This window comes from Shewanella sp. UCD-FRSSP16_17 (assembly GCF_001675935.1).
In the GTDB taxonomy this organism is placed as follows: Bacteria; Pseudomonadota; Gammaproteobacteria; order Enterobacterales; family Shewanellaceae; genus Shewanella; species Shewanella japonica.
On the sequence record NZ_LZFV01000002.1, the window covers coordinates 430,257 to 447,184 of the forward strand.

13 protein-coding genes are annotated in these 16,928 nt (G+C 41.0%); 3 read left to right on the forward strand and 10 right to left on the reverse strand.

Translation table 11 applies throughout. The annotated features are described in order from the left end of the window. Positions 1 to 24 precede the first annotated feature (24 nt). From carA to dnaK, 6 genes are all read right to left on the reverse strand, one after another. Complete coding sequence (gene carA / locus A9267_RS06720; RefSeq protein ID WP_119968453.1) at positions 25 to 1,182, reverse strand: glutamine-hydrolyzing carbamoyl-phosphate synthase small subunit; 1,158 nt, start codon at positions 1,180 to 1,182, stop codon at positions 25 to 27. A 181-nt stretch (positions 1,183 to 1,363) separates the two neighbouring features. Beyond that, entirely contained in the window at positions 1,364 to 2,176 is an 813-nt protein-coding gene (dapB, locus tag A9267_RS06725; protein ID WP_055023699.1) for a 4-hydroxy-tetrahydrodipicolinate reductase, read from the reverse strand. A gap of 52 nt (positions 2,177 to 2,228) precedes the next feature. Further along, positions 2,229 to 2,843: an FKBP-type peptidyl-prolyl cis-trans isomerase gene (locus tag A9267_RS06730; RefSeq protein ID WP_055023698.1), complete on the reverse strand. Its 615-nt coding sequence runs from the start codon at positions 2,841 to 2,843 to the stop codon at positions 2,229 to 2,231. 107 nt (positions 2,844 to 2,950) lie between these two features. Next, positions 2,951 to 3,742: a M48 family metallopeptidase gene (locus A9267_RS06735; protein ID WP_065108662.1), complete on the reverse strand. Its 792-nt coding sequence runs from the start codon at positions 3,740 to 3,742 to the stop codon at positions 2,951 to 2,953. A gap of 214 nt (positions 3,743 to 3,956) precedes the next feature. Further along, positions 3,957 to 5,087: a molecular chaperone DnaJ gene (dnaJ, locus tag A9267_RS06740; protein ID WP_055023696.1), complete on the reverse strand. Its 1,131-nt coding sequence runs from the start codon at positions 5,085 to 5,087 to the stop codon at positions 3,957 to 3,959. 87 nt (positions 5,088 to 5,174) lie between these two features. Then, a complete protein-coding gene (gene dnaK / locus A9267_RS06745) occupies positions 5,175 to 7,094 on the reverse strand; it encodes a molecular chaperone DnaK (RefSeq protein WP_055023695.1) in 1,920 nt (639 codons plus the stop codon). A gap of 272 nt (positions 7,095 to 7,366) precedes the next feature. On the opposite strand from dnaK, the gene A9267_RS06750 reads away from it, so the two are divergent. Both A9267_RS06750 and A9267_RS06755 read left to right on the forward strand, forming a co-directional pair. Further along, positions 7,367 to 8,266 carry a DMT family transporter gene (locus tag A9267_RS06750; RefSeq protein ID WP_055023694.1) on the forward strand — a complete coding sequence of 300 codons (900 nt, stop codon included), beginning with the start codon at positions 7,367 to 7,369 and terminating at the stop codon, positions 8,264 to 8,266. Between the two features lie 133 nt (positions 8,267 to 8,399). After that, positions 8,400 to 8,729 (forward strand): hypothetical protein, encoded by a 330-nt coding sequence (locus tag A9267_RS06755; protein ID WP_231919056.1) that lies wholly within the window; start codon positions 8,400 to 8,402, stop codon positions 8,727 to 8,729. Between the two features lie 104 nt (positions 8,730 to 8,833). Here A9267_RS06755 and A9267_RS06760 read toward each other — a convergent pair whose 3' ends face one another. The 4 genes from A9267_RS06760 to A9267_RS06775 all read right to left on the reverse strand — a co-directional run bounded on the left by A9267_RS06760 (position 8,834) and on the right by A9267_RS06775 (position 15,141). Then, entirely contained in the window at positions 8,834 to 10,102 is a 1,269-nt protein-coding gene (locus tag A9267_RS06760) for a glutamate-5-semialdehyde dehydrogenase (protein WP_065108773.1), read from the reverse strand. 16 nt (positions 10,103 to 10,118) lie between these two features. Continuing rightward, complete coding sequence (proB, locus tag A9267_RS06765; protein ID WP_055023692.1) at positions 10,119 to 11,228, reverse strand: glutamate 5-kinase; 1,110 nt, start codon at positions 11,226 to 11,228, stop codon at positions 10,119 to 10,121. A 214-nt stretch (positions 11,229 to 11,442) separates the two neighbouring features. Further along, positions 11,443 to 12,732: an NCS2 family permease gene (locus A9267_RS06770; protein WP_065108664.1), complete on the reverse strand. Its 1,290-nt coding sequence runs from the start codon at positions 12,730 to 12,732 to the stop codon at positions 11,443 to 11,445. 849 nt (positions 12,733 to 13,581) lie between these two features. Beyond that, positions 13,582 to 15,141, reverse strand: a complete 1,560-nt coding sequence (locus A9267_RS06775) for a M17 family metallopeptidase (protein WP_065108665.1) — start codon at positions 15,139 to 15,141, stop codon at positions 13,582 to 13,584. Between the two features lie 240 nt (positions 15,142 to 15,381). Here A9267_RS06775 and A9267_RS06780 point away from each other — a divergent pair, with 240 nt between their 5' ends. Further along, positions 15,382 to 16,842: an aminoacyl-histidine dipeptidase gene (locus A9267_RS06780; RefSeq protein WP_065108666.1), complete on the forward strand. Its 1,461-nt coding sequence runs from the start codon at positions 15,382 to 15,384 to the stop codon at positions 16,840 to 16,842. Positions 16,843 to 16,928 lie beyond the last annotated feature (86 nt).

Consider the following 16,928-nt stretch of genomic DNA (forward strand, 5'->3'; position numbering starts at 1 on the left):
TTCTATCTTCTCCGAGTGACCTAACTATTTAGTGTTTTGACGAAATTGCTCAATCAATTCAATGAAATGATCAAACAAAGGTGATGCATCCGTCGGTCCAGGGCTCGCTTCTGGATGCCCTTGGAAACTAAACGCAGGTTTATCAGTCAGGTGAATACCTTGTAATGACCCATCAAATAATGACTTATGTGTCACTTTAATATTCGCTGGTAACGTCGCTTCATCAGCAGCAAAACCATGGTTTTGGCTGGTGATCATCACATTACCTTTTTCGATATTGCTGACAGGATGGTTGGCACCATGATGACCAAACTTCATTTTTAATGTTTTAGCCCCAGATGCTAATGCAAGTAACTGGTGACCTAAACAAATACCAAACACTGGAATGTCAGTTTTTAGAATTTCTTGAATGGCTGTAATCGCATAATCGCATGGTTCTGGGTCACCAGGACCGTTTGACAGGAAAATACCATCTGGATTCATTGCTAATACTTCTGCAGCAGAAGTTTGAGCAGGTACCACAGTCACATCACAACCACGGTCAACTAACATACGTAAAATGTTACGCTTAATACCGTAATCGAAAGCAACAACTTTATATTTAAGTTCTGATGCTGGTGTCTCATCAGGTAAACCGCCAACTAAACGCCAGCTAGCTTTACGCCATTGATAAGTAGACTCAGTCGTCACTTCTTTGGCTAAGTCCATGCCTTTTAAACCAGGGAATGCCTTTGCTGCAGCTAATGCTTTAGCTTCATCGATATCGCCAACCATAATACAACCGGCTTGCGCACCCTTTTCACGTAAAATACGGGTTAATTTACGGGTATCGATATCCGCTATGCCGACAACATTATTTGACTTTAAGTAATCACTTAATGATTGTTGGTTACGGAAGTTGCTGGCTAATAGAGGTAAATCTCGGATGATAAGACCACAAGCATGAACTGAATCAGATTCAGTATCTTCATCATTTGTGCCGGTATTACCAATATGAGGGTAAGTTAAAGTTACGATCTGGCGAGAATATGACGGATCCGTTAGAATCTCTTGATAGCCTGTCATTGAAGTATTGAATACTACTTCACCAACAGTGAGTCCATCGGCACCAATTGCTGTGCCAGAGAAAACGGTTCCATCTTCGAGTACGAGTAAGGCAGACTGTGTCAACGCGACCTCCAAAAAATAAGAGCCAAGCCACTGAAATTATTTGTATTTAATTTTTACAAATCCACCAATTTACAAAATTTTGGCAAATTCCAGCGATTTTATATGAATTAAGTTAAAGCGTCTATGCTTAGTTATTTTATTTTGGGAAAAATAATTTCCAAAAAAAAACCACCAAAGGTGGTTTTTTTAAATATTAATTGAGACCTAATACTTGCTGCATGTCATACAAGCCTGAATCCTGATCGGATAACCAATAGGCTGCACGCATTGCACCATTAGCAAATGTCATTCGACTGGTCGCTTTATGGGTTATTTCTACTCGTTCACCAATATCAGCAAACATCACTGTGTGGTCACCAACGATATCGCCGGCACGAATAGTAGAAAAGCCAATCGTATTCCTATCACGCTCTCCGGTCATACCTTCACGACCATAAACAGCACATTCTTCGAGATCACGACCTAGAGTGTCGGCTATTACCTCACCCATTTTTAATGCCGTACCTGAAGGAGCATCTTTTTTAAATCGATGATGACCTTCGGTTATCTCTATATCAGTGTAATCACCCATCACTTTAGCGGTTAACTCTAATAGTTTTAGGGTTAAATTCACACCAACAGACATATTAGGGGCAAAAACAACAGGAGTTTGCTCGGCAAAGGCGTTAATCATTTCTTTTTGAGCATGATTAAAACCAGTTGTGCCAATCACAATCGCTTTATTATTCTTTGAACACCATTCAAGGTGAACAAGAGACGATTCTGGCGAGGTAAAATCAATTAATACATCAAAGTGTTCTGATGCAATGTCTAATGAATCTGTAATCGCGACATTCATAGTACCAACGCCAGCGAGTTCACCAGCATCTACACCAATAAGTGTAGAGCCTTTACGCTCAACTGCGGCACCTAAATAAATCATTTCATGTTGCTTAGCAGCTTCAATCAATGTGCGACCCATACGGCCACTGGCACCAACAACAGCGACTCTTACTTTTGCAGTCATGTCTTTCTCCCAGTGATACAAAAACGCCTAAGATTAACTTAGGCGTTTATCATTAAACGATTGCTAATAATTCAACTTCGAATACCAACGCCGAGAATGGCGGGATTGAAGCACCAGCACCACGTTCGCCGTAAGCTAAGTGTTGTGGAACGAATAATTTAAGCTTAGTACCAACTGGCATTAGTTGTAATGCTTCAGTCCAACCTGCGATAACACCAGACACTGGGAATTCAGCTGGCTCACCACGAGTAACAGAGCTATCGAAAACGTCACCGTTGATGAAAGTACCGTGGTAATGTGCACGAATAGTAGAATCAAGTGTTGGCTTCTCACCTTCACCTTGTGTGATCACTTCGTACTGAAGACCTGAGTCAGTCACAGTAACTTCGTCACGTTTAGCATTTTCAGCTAGGAAGTTTTCGCCTTCTGCAGAAGCAGCTGCAGCAGCTTCTTCTTGAGCAGCTTGTAAACGACGGCTGATTTCAGTGAAAGCCACTTGTAAGTCTTCCATTGCAACAGCGCTTTCTTTACCTTCAAACGCATCCGCTAGACCAGCTTGTACAGCAGGGATATCGATACCTTCGAAAGAGTTAGCTGCAAGTTGCTCACCCATTTGACGACCTACACCATAACTTGCTTGCTGTTCCATTGTGTTGAACTCTGACATAACTTATTTACTCTCAATTCATCAGTTAAAATTTGCGGGGCAGTTTAGCACACTTTACCACCTGATGTAGGCTAATCTGCGGTGATATTGACTATTTTTCATAAGCCTTATTTACATTGGGGCAATGACTGTTTTTTTGCAGCCAGATATAACGGGGATACTTTGTCTTGAAGTGCTTGTAAATCAGCTATTCGTGTAGAGTGTGACGGGTGAGTTGAAAACAATTCAGGCCCTTGTTCACCACCCGCTTTGGCCATGTTTTGCCATAAAGTGACACTCATTGCTGGATTAAAACCCGCTTTAGCCATTAACTCTAAGCCCAGCTCATCAGCTTCACTTTCTTGATCTCGTCCAAACGGCAATAAAATGCCAACTTGTGCCCCTAACCCCAGTCCTGCCATATACAAATCTTTATTCGCGACACCACCAGCACCTAAAGCAACGTCAGCAAGTTGAATACCCGTGTTCGTCATCTGTGAGCGAGAGACTTGCTCATTACCGTGTCGAGCAAGAACATGTGCAACTTCGTGGCCAACGACAGTTGCTAACTGATCTTGGTCCGCAGCGACCTCAAGTAATCCGGTATAAACACCAATGTATCCACCAGGTAAAGCAAAAGCATTTACCTGCTTTGAGTCAAAAAGCACCACTTCCCATTGCTGGGTTTGGTCAGGTAGTACCGCTGTTATTCTATTGGCAACGCAATTTACATATGCCGTTTTTTGCTTATCTTGACTAATTTTTTCAGATTTTTTCATGGCAGCAAAAGATTGTTCACCCATCTGGCTCATTTTATTTTTATCAAATAACAACATTTGACTACGACCAGTGGGAGATTTATGGGTGGCACACGCTGACATCAACAGCGAAATAAATAACAGCGGCACTAACTTGTTCATTTTACATCCTTTAAAATAATTCTTATTGGTGAGATAACTCTGTATTTATATGCATTATTTTAAACCAAAGCGCGGTTTAAATGCACGGTTCTATTGCTGCCTCTTTTCATCTAAGCCAACAAAGATAGGAAGCGCTGTTCGAAAATCAAAAAAAAACTGCTTACCGAAGTAAGCAGTTTTTTGATACTCAATGAGTGAGTTCAGTTAATCACAATTAGCTATTTAAATCGTGAAAGAACTTCTTAACACCATCAAAGAATCCTTCAGCCTTTGGGCTATGCTTCTTTGACTCGCCTGTTAAGGTCGATTCAAATTCGCGAAGTAATTCTTTTTGTTTCTCATTTAAGTTAACAGGCGTTTCCATTACCACCTTACACAGCAAATCGCCAACGGCATGACTACGTACAGACTTAACCCCTTTACCACGCATACGGAACATTCGGCCCGTTTGAGTTTCTGTAGGGATCTTAAGGTTCACTTTGCCATCTAAGGTCGGAACTTCGATTTCGCCACCTAATGCAGCTTTACTGAATGAGATTGGCACTTCACAATAAAGATTATTACCATCTCGAGTGAAGATTGCATGGTCACGTACACTAACCTGAACATATAAATCTCCAGGAGGTGCACCAAACTCACCCGCTTCACCTTCACCAGATAAACGAATACGGTCACCAGTATCAACACCAGCAGGGATCTTAACTGATAATGTTTTGCTCTTTTCAACACGACCTTCACCATGACATTTCTTACATGGGTCTTTAATGATCTTACCGCGACCATGACAAGTTGGACAGGCTTGCTGAACAGCAAAGAAACCTTGACGCATTTGTACTTGGCCTTGACCATGACACGTGCCACAAGTCGTTGCTGAAGAACCTTTATTAGCACCGCTACCGTCACAGCTATCACAAGATGCTAACGTAGGAATGCGTAATTCTTTTGTAAGGCCACGAACCGCTTCTTCAAGCGAAAGTTCAAGGTTGTAACGTAAGTCACTACCTCGAGCAGCTTGACGCTGACCACCGCCACGACGTCCGCCGCCAAAGATATCGCCAAACACGTCACCGAAGATATCACCGAAATCGCCTGCACCACCATGGCCGCCGCCACGGTTAGGATCTACACCAGCATGACCAAATTGATCATAAGCCGCTTTTTTATTGGCATCGGTGAGAATTTCGTAAGCTTCTTTTACTTCTTTAAAGCTTGCTTCAGCTTCTTGATCGCCAGGGTTACGGTCTGGATGAAACTTCATCGCCAAACGTTTATAGGCTTTTTTGATTTCTCGTTCACTGGCATCACGACCGATACCAAGAACTTCGTAATAATCTCGCTTTGACATAATCTCAGTTTTCTCAAGCAGGTATTGTACGAACGGGCGTTAGAGATTTCTCCCAACGCCCGCCTGAAAGTTAACTAAAAATTTAGCTTACTTTTTGTCGTCTTTTACTTCTTCAAACTCAGCATCAACAACGTCATCTTCAGGCTTAGCTTCTTGAGCATCTTGTGCTGGCGCTTCACCTTGTTGTGCTTGTGCATTTGCTTGAGCAATTTCCATTAACTTAGCAGATGCTTCCATTAATGCTTGTGTCGCTTTATCAATAGCTTCTTTGTCGTTACCTTTAGTTGCGGTATCAACTTCAGCCATTGCAGCTTCAATTTTCTCTTTGTCTTCGCTTGGTAATGCGTCACCCGCTTCTTCGATTTGCTTCTTCGTAGCGTGAACCATACCATCAGCTTGGTTACGTGCTTGAACTAGCTCTTCGAATTTAGCATCTTCATCAGCATGCGCTTCAGCATCACGAACCATTTGCTCTACTTCTTCATCAGATAAACCAGAGTTTGCCTTGATGGTGATGTTTTGCGCTTTGCCCGTTTTCTTATCCGTTGCAGATACATTCAAGATACCATCTGCATCGATATCAAATACAACTTCAATTTGTGGCTGACCACGTGGAGCTGGCTCAATACCTTCAAGGTTAAATTGACCTAAAGATTTGTTGTAGCTCGCTTGCTTACGCTCACCTTGCAATACGTGAATAGTCACAGCAGCTTGGTTGTCATCAGCAGTTGAGAACGTTTGCGATGCTTTTGTTGGGATAGTGGTGTTTTTCTCGATTAGACGAGTCATTACACTACCCATAGTTTCGATACCGAATGAAAGTGGTGTTACGTCAAGTAACAATACATCTTTCACATCACCAGAAAGAACACCTGCTTGAATTGCCGCACCTACAGCAACAGCTTCATCAGGGTTAACGTCTTTACGTGGCTCTTTACCGAAGAAATCAGTTACTGCAGCCTGTACTTTAGGCATACGTGTTTGACCACCAACTAAGATAACTTCATTGATGTCAGATACTGATAAGTCTGCATCGGCTAACGCAACTTTTAACGGCTCTAAAGAACGTTGAATTAGATCTTCAACTAAAGACTCTAATTTAGCGCGAGTCACTTTAACAACTAAATGCTTAGGACCTGTTGCATCAGCAGTGATGTATGGCAGGTTAACTTCAGTTTGAGTTGTGCTTGAAAGTTCAATCTTAGCTTTTTCAGCCGCTTCTTTAACACGTTGCATTGCTAATGGGTCATTACGTAAATCTAGACCTTGTTCTTTTTTGAACTCATCAGCTAAGTAGTTAATTAAACGGTTATCGAAATCTTCACCACCTAAGTGAGTGTCACCGTTAGTAGCAAGTACTTCGAACGTTTGGTCACCGTCGTTACTATCGATTTCAATGATAGAGATATCGAAAGTACCACCACCTAAATCGTATACAGCAACAACGTTGTCGCCTTGTTTCTTATCGATACCGTAAGCAAGTGCAGCAGCAGTTGGTTCGTTGATGATACGTTTAACATCAAGACCAGCAATACGACCAGCATCTTTAGTTGCTTGACGTTGTGAATCGTTAAAGTATGCAGGAACAGTAATAACTGCTTCAGTTACTTCTTCACCTAAAAAGTCTTCTGCAGTCTTTTTCATCTTTTTCAAGATTTCAGCAGAAACTTGTGGTGGAGCCATTTTCTTACCGTGTGCTTCAACCCATGCATCACCATTGTCAGTACCAATGATTTTGAAAGGCATGATGTCTACGTCACGTTGAACTTCGTCATCTTTAAAACGACGACCGATTAAACGCTTAATCGCGAAGAAAGTGTTAGTTGGGTTGGTAACCGCTTGACGTTTAGCTGGTGAACCTACCAATGTTTCATCTTCAGTGTATGCGATGATAGAAGAAGTAGTACGTTCGCCTTCAGCATTCTCAATTACGCGAGCTTTGTCGCCATCAAGGACAGCTACACAAGAGTTTGTTGTGCCTAAGTCAATACCAATAATTTTGCCCATGAGGATCTCCGAAATATAAATTTTAGTGTTACTAATTTGCTTATGGTTGTTGATATGGGGTCAGGATTATTAATTTCAAGTCCTAAATTTTTAGCCTCTCATATCAGCCTTAATGCATATATTGGGACAGCGATCTGAATTACAAGGGGGAAGATCGAAATTTTTATTAAAAATATATTAAGGATCGATAAATAAACCGTGCACCACTTTTGCATATTGCATACAATCCTCGCATTAACCGATAGCAACCTCATCATTTCACAGGAAAGGCCGTGTCAAATACTACTCTCGCATACCTATATGGCCTGCTGGCTGTGTTACTTTGGTCAACCGTCGCCACAGCATTCAAAATTGCATTAGGCTACTTCACCCCATTGCAACTAGTATTTGTTGCCGTGATGACATCAATACTCGCTCTTGGCATTATTGTCACCTTTCAAGGAAAACTCACTTTAATCTCAAAGCAATTGAAACGTCGTCCGTTATTTTATTTGTTTACGGGACTGTTAAACCCTTTTCTTTATTACTATGTGTTATTTGAAGCTTATGATCTTCTACCAGCGCAACAAGCGTTGTCACTCAACTATACTTGGGCAATTTTATTACCGATATTAGCTGTGCCTTTATTAGGTCATAAGCTCACTAAGATAGATTCTGTTGCGGCAATCATCGCTTATGCTGGAGTGTATGTTATTGCCACAGGCGGCAATATCCGTGAATTTAATTTCGAAAGCCCTACAGGGATAGCCTTTGTATTAAGTAGCACAGTGATTTGGTGCCTTTACTGGGTTATTAATACTAAAGATGATGGTGATGCAATCGTTAGCCTGTTGCTCAGTTTCTTAATTGGTTTGCCATTTGTCACTGTGGCAATGATGTTACACCAACCTATTGAATCCATCAGTTGGCAAGCTCTAGGGGCTGGCATGTATGTTGGTTTGTTCGAGATGGGGTTAACTTTCGTGTTGTGGCTAATGGCACTTAAAACAACACAGAAAACGGCCAACATTACCACCTTAGTTTTTTTAACGCCTGTATTATCTGTTGGCCTTATTGCTGTTATCTTAAAAGAGCACATAACCATTAGCACCTACATTGGCTTGTGTTTTATTTTGACGGGCTTAATGCTGCAAAAATTATTACCTCGATTACTAAAAGCTAATAACCCGTAATAAAACAGCGATAAGCTCGATTAAGCTTACGTTCAACTGGTACATCCTCTTATTCGTAGTTGATTGCTTCATTATTACTTGCTACTAATATATTGTACAAATATTCAACTACATGGAGAACTGGGCAATGGGAATGCCACGTTGGAATTTAAGTGATACAGTTGAGCGAAAAATAAGGCTTAGCAGTTTAGTGGTCACTGCATTAATCATATTCTACGAACTGTTAAATGGCGATATTTCGACACAATTTCCAGCGATGTACCTATGTGTTTTTGTATTCCCTGCGGTGTATTTTACAAATAAGACTCAAGACAAATATTTTCCATTGCTAAAAGAATATGTTCAAGCAACTCGCATCGTTGCCATCTTTATGACTTTAGCCAGCTTGTGCGTTTGGGGTTATGCCACTTATTTAAGGCTCTCTATCCCTCCTATGCCCAGCCATCTTATTTATAATATGTAGATCTAGCAGTTACTTTCTGCATTCAAGCCATTAGCTTTTCCACATTGCTAAAACAAAAAAGCACCGAAGTGCTTTTTGTATAAAAACGAAGTCGAAACCCCAACTCATTTTCTTGCTGTGTAATCACCTGTAGCAAGCCATTTATAGGTCGTTAATGCATCCAACGCCATTGGTCCACGGGCATGTAACTTTTGTGTACTAACGGCAACTTCAGCTCCTAAGCCAAATTGAGAGCCATCGGTGAACCTAGTACTGGCATTGACATACACAGCAGCAGAATCAACTTCATTCAAAAAATGGGTCGTTGCATGAATATCATCAGATAAAATGGCTTCTGAGTGTCCGCTTGAATGCATTCTAATATGCTCAATAGCATCATCAATATTACTGACGACTTTGACACCTAAGGTCAAGGATAACCACTCTGTAGAATAGCTCTCATCAGTTGCTGAATGTAGCTCAAAAGCAGGGTTATCAACTAAGGCTTTGGTTTTATCACAGGTATAAAAACTCACCCCTAATGCGGCCATTTCTTCAAATAATCTAGGTAAGTATTCTGCAGCAATCGCCTCATGAATCAACAAAGTATCTAGCGCATTACATACTGTAGGGCGTTGTACTTTAGCGTTAATGATCACTTCTGCACTGCGACTGAGATCGGCCATTTTATCCAGGTATAAATGACAAATACCAATCCCACCTAAAATGACAGGAATACTGGCTTTTTCAGCACATAAGCGCTGCAAAGTTTGACCTCCACGAGGAATAATCATGTCTACATATTGATCTAATGTCAGTAAGCCAGTAACGAGTTCACGATCGGTTGAATTAATCAGCTGCACAGCATCTTCTGGCAAACCTTGAATTCGCAAGGCTTGGCGAATGACATCGCTTAACACTTGGTTTGAGGTGAGCGTTTCTTTACCGCCACGCAAGATAACGGCATTACCCGTTTTAAGTGCTAATACTGCAATATCTACTGTCACATTGGGACGTGCTTCATAAATAACCCCAACGACACCTAAAGGCACTCGGCGTTGGGTAAGGCGTAAGCCATTATCTAACAATTGACTTGCCGACTCACTACCAACAGGATCTGCTAGATTAATAACATTATCAATATCCGCGATAATGCCTGCCAATCTTGGTTTATCAAGTAATAAACGATCAATCATCGCATCAGTTAGCCCATTCTGCTTAGCTGCTGCGACATCTTTAGCATTGGCAGATAATATCGCATCGGTATTCAATGTCAGTTGCTCGCTGATGCAATATAGTAGTGCTGATTTTTGTTGACTTGATAGATTAGCTAGTTGAAAACTTGCAGTTTTAGCTTGCTGACCTAATGTTTGCAAATATTGCTGATTCGACATTTTTTCATCCTGTAAATTATTCATCTAGTAATACCATGTCATTACGATGTACCACGGCCACGCCATAGTTATAACCGAGTAAACTTTCTATCTCGTTTGAGTGTTTACCTGCGATTAAAGCTAAAGCATTTGCACAATATCGGCTCATCCCTTTTGCGAGTACCTTACCTTTTTCATCGACTAACATTATCGGCGCACCACGCTCAAATTTGCCTTCTACTTTTATAATGCCTTTTGATAATAAACTTCTACCGTTTTGTGTGACGGCAACTGATGCGCCAGAATCTAACACTAAGCGCCCTTCTGAAGCAGGACCTGCTAAAATCCATTGTTTGCGACTTTCCAGTGGATTATCAATAGCACTAAAATGTGTCCCTACGGGTTCTTTATTGGCCACTTTTGTGATGACATTGAGATGATGTCCAGAAGCTATAACGACCTCAATGCCTGCACGTCTAGCAATGTCAGCCGCTTCGAGCTTTGTCGCCATTCCTCCCGTGCCCAACCCTGAAACTGCCCCGCCAGCGAGCGAGCGTAAATCAGCATCAATATTTTTTACCGACGAGATAAGCTTGGCATCTGGGTTGGTTCGAGGGTCAGCATCAAATAACCCCTTTTGATCCGTTAATAACACTAATAAATCTGCGTCACAAAGTAGTGCTGCGCGAGCGGATAAATTATCGTTATCGCCAACTTTAATTTCGTTAGTCGCAACCGCATCATTTTCATTAATGATTGGAATAATATTATTATCTAGCAAGGCGTTGAGCGTATCTCTAGCGTTAAGGTACCGCTCTCTATCTCGCAAGTCTGCACGAGTCAGTAATAACTGTCCGACATGCAGACCGTATATGCTGAACAATTCAGACCAAGCTAAAATCAGCTGGCTTTGCCCTACGGCTGCTAACAATTGCTTATTGGGCATCGTATCGGGAAGTACGGGGTATTGCAGATGTTCACGTCCGGCAGCTATTGCGCCTGAAGTACATAATACGACTTCAACGCCTGAGCGCATTAACAAAGCCATTTGTCTAGCCAATTCAACCATATGCGCTTTATCAAGGCTTCTGCTACCTGATGTGAGCACACTGGTGCCTAACTTGATTACGATCCGCTGGTAACCCATTTGTACCTTATCCCAACAAAAATTGTTTAATGAAAGATTTTTATACCTAATAAATACAGAAAATAACAGCTATCCATTACTAGGGATAAATATATTCACTGTTAAATTTTAGATGACGCACAAAAAAGGGCTATGCATTGCATAACCCTTAATATAAACATAACAAAGCCTTCGATTATTGCTTTACACGCGATAACGACTGCTACATACCATTTTAGCCATAAATGAATTTAACTAAAAACAATAATGCAATGAATAAAATCCCTAAGTTAAGATCTTTAAAGCGGCCCGTTAATACCTTAATGACGGCATATGAGATAAAGCCAAAACCTATCGCATTAGCGATAGAAAACGTCAATGGCATTAGTAAGCACACTATCACCACTGGCGCTGCTTCTGTAAGGTCTTCCCATTCCACATTGACTAAACCAGACATCATTAAAATGGCAACATAAAATAATGCACCACTAGTCGCATAAGCCGGAACCATCCCTGCTAACGGGGCAAAAAACAAAGAAAGAATAAACAAAAGACCAACGACAACCGCGGTTAAGCCGGTTCTTCCACCAGCGCTCACCCCAGCTGTACTTTCAATATAACTGGTTGTTGTTGATGTACCTAAAGTCGCACCAGCCACTGTCGCCAAACTGTCAGCACTTAATGCACGCTTGACTCTTGGAAGGCGGCCTTGCTCATCTAAAAAGCCACCACGCTGAGCAACGGCAACTAGCGTACCTGATGTATCAAATAAATCGACAAATAAGAACGCAAAAATCACCGAAATCATACTGATTTCCAGTACGCTAGACAGGTCCATTTTCATGAATGTCGGCGCAACTGAAGGCGGCATAGACACAATGCCGCCATAAGTGACATCACCAAAAATCAAACCAAGAATGGTAACAATAAAAATACTCAAAATAACCGATGCTTTAAGTCCACGCTGTACCATTGCAATAATGAGGAAAAAACCAAGTGCCGCCATCACAGCCGGAAACGACGTAATATCTCCCATGGTAACTAAGGTCGCTGGACTCGCCACGACTATTCCCGCTGCTTTTAAGCCAATAAAAGCTAAAAAAAGACCAATACCTGCGGCAATACCAAGTCGTAAACTCATCGGAATACTATTAACAATCCACTCTCGAATTTTTACCAGCGACAATACTAAGAAACAGATACCAGACATGAACACAGCACCGAGTGCTGTTTCCCAGCTGTAACCCATTTCCCCTACAACGGTGTAAGTGAAAAAGGCGTTTAATCCCATTCCAGGAGCTAAAGCAATAGGATAATTAGCGACCAACCCCATAATAAGACAACCAATTGCAGCGGCTAAACAAGTCGCAACAAAAACAGCACCTTGATCCATGCCTGCATCAGCTAACATCATTGGATTGACAAAAATAATGTAAGCCATTGTCAAAAAGGTGGTTATACCTGCGATAACTTCTTGTTTTAAACTAGATTGATTTTCTTTTAGCTTGAACAGTTTCTCTAACATGAAACGTAAATCCTTAAAAAAGGGAGTTAATAAGCGTGATTTAATTGGGCTAAAGGTCAAATAACGGACTGAAAGCACATCAAAATATGACACTTTAATGAACGCGATTATAGGTATTTATATGGCGTATAGCCATGTTCACACTATAAACACTCATATTTGTAAGAAAGACAATTTAATCGTTTGATTTGAAGTAAGAGGTGTTAGGCAGGCAAAAAAAAAGCCTGCTCAAAGAGCAGGCTGACAAGTTAAAAAGTTTTCCAGTATGGGGAGAGGAAAACTGCATCACAATTAAGTGATAAAACTTCAATATAAATTAGCAATAGAGAACTAATTTATCGTTTGTCTAAATTCGCCTAAAAGACGACAGAAAAAAGGGTTGATACGGGTCAAACTTACAATCAAGGATGGGTTAGCCCTTGAAGGTCATGGCATATAAACCACCAGCTAAAGCATTAGAACTTAACCAAGTGTTTTGCCAATAAATATATTGATTGCCTGTATAAGACATAGTAATTACTCCAAATAAAGTTGTTTAAAACCTAGTCTTGCTGGGCTCGGTTCCTTGGAACTTACTTTTCTCAATCCGTTGAGACAACTTATCACTCGATTCCTTGGAGACTTTATCCATCCTGGATTAACTAGAATTGAAAAGCACCGTTGCTCTTCAACGAGAACAATAATACCAAAATGTAATTTAATTACAAGTATTATTTTATTTATTTAAAAAAAACCTTAAAAAAGGAAATTTATTACAGTTTTTAGTCATTTTATAAATATTAAGCTTTGTCACCTAAGTAACAAAGCCACTACATATTGTGCTTGAACAAAAATAATACAACTAGATACTTATTTTATCGCGTTATGTAATAAAGTTACCAAAGGTTCGCCTGTCGGTTTGCCATATAAAGGGTGTCCTTCTGTTGCACTACCTGCGATATCAATATGAGCGAACGGCATAGGTTGTGACGAATTCAACCCATGATTATCAAGGCCTGCAGCATTGATTAAGAAGGCTGCAGGGTATTGATGTCCTCGAGCAGTAATGGCTGATGGGCCATTATTGGATGATAATAATTCGCCTTCTCCAGAAATATTATTCACTTTATTAAAGTCATCACTTCGCAACCTTGAAACCTCAAATGATTCACCCCATAAGGCTGATATTTGCTCTAAGTCTTGGCTAATGCCCACTTTTTTTGCAACAGCATTTTCTACAACAGCCGTATAACCGCCATAGCAACGTACTACGTGTCCAGTTAATGTTGCCACAGAAAATAATTGAGGGTTGACTGCAGTCGTCGCTTTTATACGTAAATGTGACAATAAATCAGCCAACACTAGGCGCCCTTCTGCATCGGTATTACCAATGCGAACTCTGACGCCTGCATGACTTTTAATAATTTCATCAGGGACAAATGCATTACTGCCAATACTGTTTCTGACTAACCCTAATTCGGCCACGACTCGCAGCCCTTTTGGTTTTAGAATAGATAATGTTTTCATTAAACCTGCGACTACAGCAGCGCCACCTTTATCTCGGCTCATGCCAGCCATACCACCTGCGACTTTAATGTCAGCACCACCGGTATCGTAGATCACCCCTTTACCAGCAAAGAATAAGGTTTTTTCGATAGTACCTTCACCCACATACTCAACTTTGACAACGCGTGGTTGATGCCTTTGCACCGAGAAAGAAGCCCGTCCAACCGCACAAAGTAATGGGTAATCACGTTCAAGCTCTTCTTGCTCTTCTATTACAGATACAGATAAACCAGATCCTGTGAATGCATCAACACAATAATCAGCAAAAGCTGGGGCGGCCATTCTTTCAGGCTCTGTACCACATAGATCTCGAGTTAAAATTTTACCGGCTTCAACAGCATTGATTAGATCACTAAATGAATGACCTTCAGACTGACTGGTTAACAAACCAATTTCAGTGACTGATGCTTGTATAGATTGCCCTTCAGCTTGAATCGCCTCTCTTAACTCTAGTGATTGCCATAACTCTTGACCACAAGCTAAAGCTGACACTTGTTGAGCATATTGGTAGCGGCTTTGGTTTTGTTGATTAACCACTAATAACGGTTTAACTGCGCCTGCACTTTTTGCAATAGCAAGTCCTTCTCTAGCCGCTTTAGCAAACACGCTAACGTCACTGTATTCATTAGACGCTGCACTTACAGGGGAAATGATTAACCTTCCACCCGCTAACCCCGGAGCAAATAATAAAGTGGCACTTTGGCCAATACGGTTATCAATTTGTTTGCCGTGACTGGCTAACAATTTAATTTCATCTTGCTTGATGTCATCTAAGTCAGTGGTGATAACAATGACGGCATCCCAGCCTTGTCCTTCAAATATCGCATCTTCATTTTTTACATCGACAACATTTGCTTGCAACATGAGCCTTCCTTTTGATTTTTATTATGTAAGGTATGAGAAATTTAGTGCGCTTTATATCCATTGATAATAGCGGCTATAAGTGAGCAAAGTACATATTTTTACTCTATAAAATGGTTAATATTTATTTACAGATTTTAGTCAGGTTTCGAACAATCAAATCATCCAGATCACTGTCTGTACAAATCATTATGGTAAACTGTGGTTCATCTATTCCCACCTCATAACTATAAGGGAGTCTCCGTGACAGCGATTAATCAATTATACCCTCAGCCACTATGGCAATGGTTCGAACAAATTTGTTCTATCCCGCATCCATCAAAGTTTGAACATGCTTTAAGTGCACACATTCAACAGTGGGCAAAATCAAAAAATCTTAGCGTTATTGAAGATAAGGTCGGTAACCTTATCATCAAAAAACCAGCCTACCCAGGCATGGAAAATAGAAAAGTCGTGGTACTTCAAGCCCATATTGATATGGTGCCGCAAAAGAATGCAGACAAAGTTCATGATTTTGAAAAAGACCCTATTGAAGCCTATGTCGATGGTGAATGGGTAAAAGCTAACGGCACCACATTGGGCTCTGATAATGGTATCGGTATGGCATCAGCTCTTGCAGTGTTAGGTGCTGATGACATTAAACACGGCCCATTAGAAGTCTTGTTAACTATTGATGAAGAAGCTGGCATGACCGGCGCTTTTGGACTCGAAGCAGGCATGCTTGATGCTGATATTTTAATTAATACCGATTCTGAACAGGAAGGCGAAATTTATATGGGTTGCGCTGGCGGTGTTGATGCACAAATAAGCGTGCCGATGTCGTGGCAAGCCCCTGAGCAAACCAATGCCAGCTTCAAATTAACCTTGTCGGGACTTAAAGGTGGTCACTCTGGTGTGAACATTCATTTAGGTCGTGGTAATGCGAATAAATTATTAGCACGATTCCTATTCATTTATGCGGACGATTTAGCACTTGAATTAGTCAACTTTACTGGTGGTTCATTACGTAATGCGATTCCTCGTGAAGCGAATATCAGCTTTATGTTACCTAGTGAAAACCAAGTAAAACTTGAACAAGCGATTACTGAGTTCCAAGCCTTAGTACGTGCAGAGCTATCGATTGCCGATCCTGACATGTTACTGACACTTGAATCAATCGAGACACCAGAAAAGGTCATCGGTGAAGAAGCGCAGAATACCTTAATTGACTTACTTCATGCTTGCCCGAATGGCGTTATGCGCATGAGTGATGAAGTTGAAGGCGTAACAGAAACATCACTCAATGTCGGTGTTATCAACACTGAAAATGAGTCTGTAGAAGTCCTATGCCTTATCCGGTCATTAATAAACTCCGGTCGTGAAGAAATCGAAACTCAGTTAACAGCATTAGCTAACTTATCAGGCGCAAGTATCGAACTTTCAGGCGCATACCCTGGCTGGAAACCTGATAATAACTCACCTGTAATGGCGATAGTTCGTGACACTTATAACGACATTTATAAAAAAGACCCTACGATCATGGTGATCCACGCAGGTCTTGAATGTGGTTTGTTTAAAGAACCCTACCCGACTATGGATATGGTCTCGATTGGTCCTACAATTCGCTTCCCACATAGTCCTGATGAGATGGTTAATATCACAACCGTTGGACAATACTGGGAGTTACTGCTTGCAGTACTTGAACGTATTCCAGCAAAAGACTAATTAGTAAAAACGTCAAAAAGGCTGCCATTCTCTTGAGAATGGCAGCCTTTTTCATTTAAGCGAAGCGAGTAGTCAGTAAAATACGC

Excerpts from the sequence above, each read along its gene's own strand:
- dapB (WP_055023699.1), bottom strand. The coding sequence starts at position 2,176 with ATGACTGCAAAAGTAAGAGTCGCTGTTGTTGGTGCCAGTGGCCGTATG.
- A9267_RS06730 (WP_055023698.1), bottom strand. The coding sequence starts at position 2,843 with ATGTCAGAGTTCAACACAATGGAACAGCAAGCAAGTTATGGTGTAGGT.
- A9267_RS06735 (WP_065108662.1), bottom strand. The coding sequence starts at position 3,742 with ATGAACAAGTTAGTGCCGCTGTTATTTATTTCGCTGTTGATGTCAGCG.
- dnaJ (WP_055023696.1), bottom strand. The coding sequence starts at position 5,087 with ATGTCAAAGCGAGATTATTACGAAGTTCTTGGTATCGGTCGTGATGCC.
- dnaK (WP_055023695.1), bottom strand. The coding sequence starts at position 7,094 with ATGGGCAAAATTATTGGTATTGACTTAGGCACAACAAACTCTTGTGTA.
- A9267_RS06755 (WP_231919056.1), top strand. The coding sequence starts at position 8,400 with ATGCCACGTTGGAATTTAAGTGATACAGTTGAGCGAAAAATAAGGCTT.
- A9267_RS06760 (WP_065108773.1), bottom strand. The coding sequence starts at position 10,102 with ATGTCGAATCAGCAATATTTGCAAACATTAGGTCAGCAAGCTAAAACT.
- proB (WP_055023692.1), bottom strand. The coding sequence starts at position 11,228 with ATGGGTTACCAGCGGATCGTAATCAAGTTAGGCACCAGTGTGCTCACA.
- A9267_RS06770 (WP_065108664.1), bottom strand. The coding sequence starts at position 12,732 with ATGTTAGAGAAACTGTTCAAGCTAAAAGAAAATCAATCTAGTTTAAAA.
- A9267_RS06775 (WP_065108665.1), bottom strand. The coding sequence starts at position 15,141 with ATGTTGCAAGCAAATGTTGTCGATGTAAAAAATGAAGATGCGATATTT.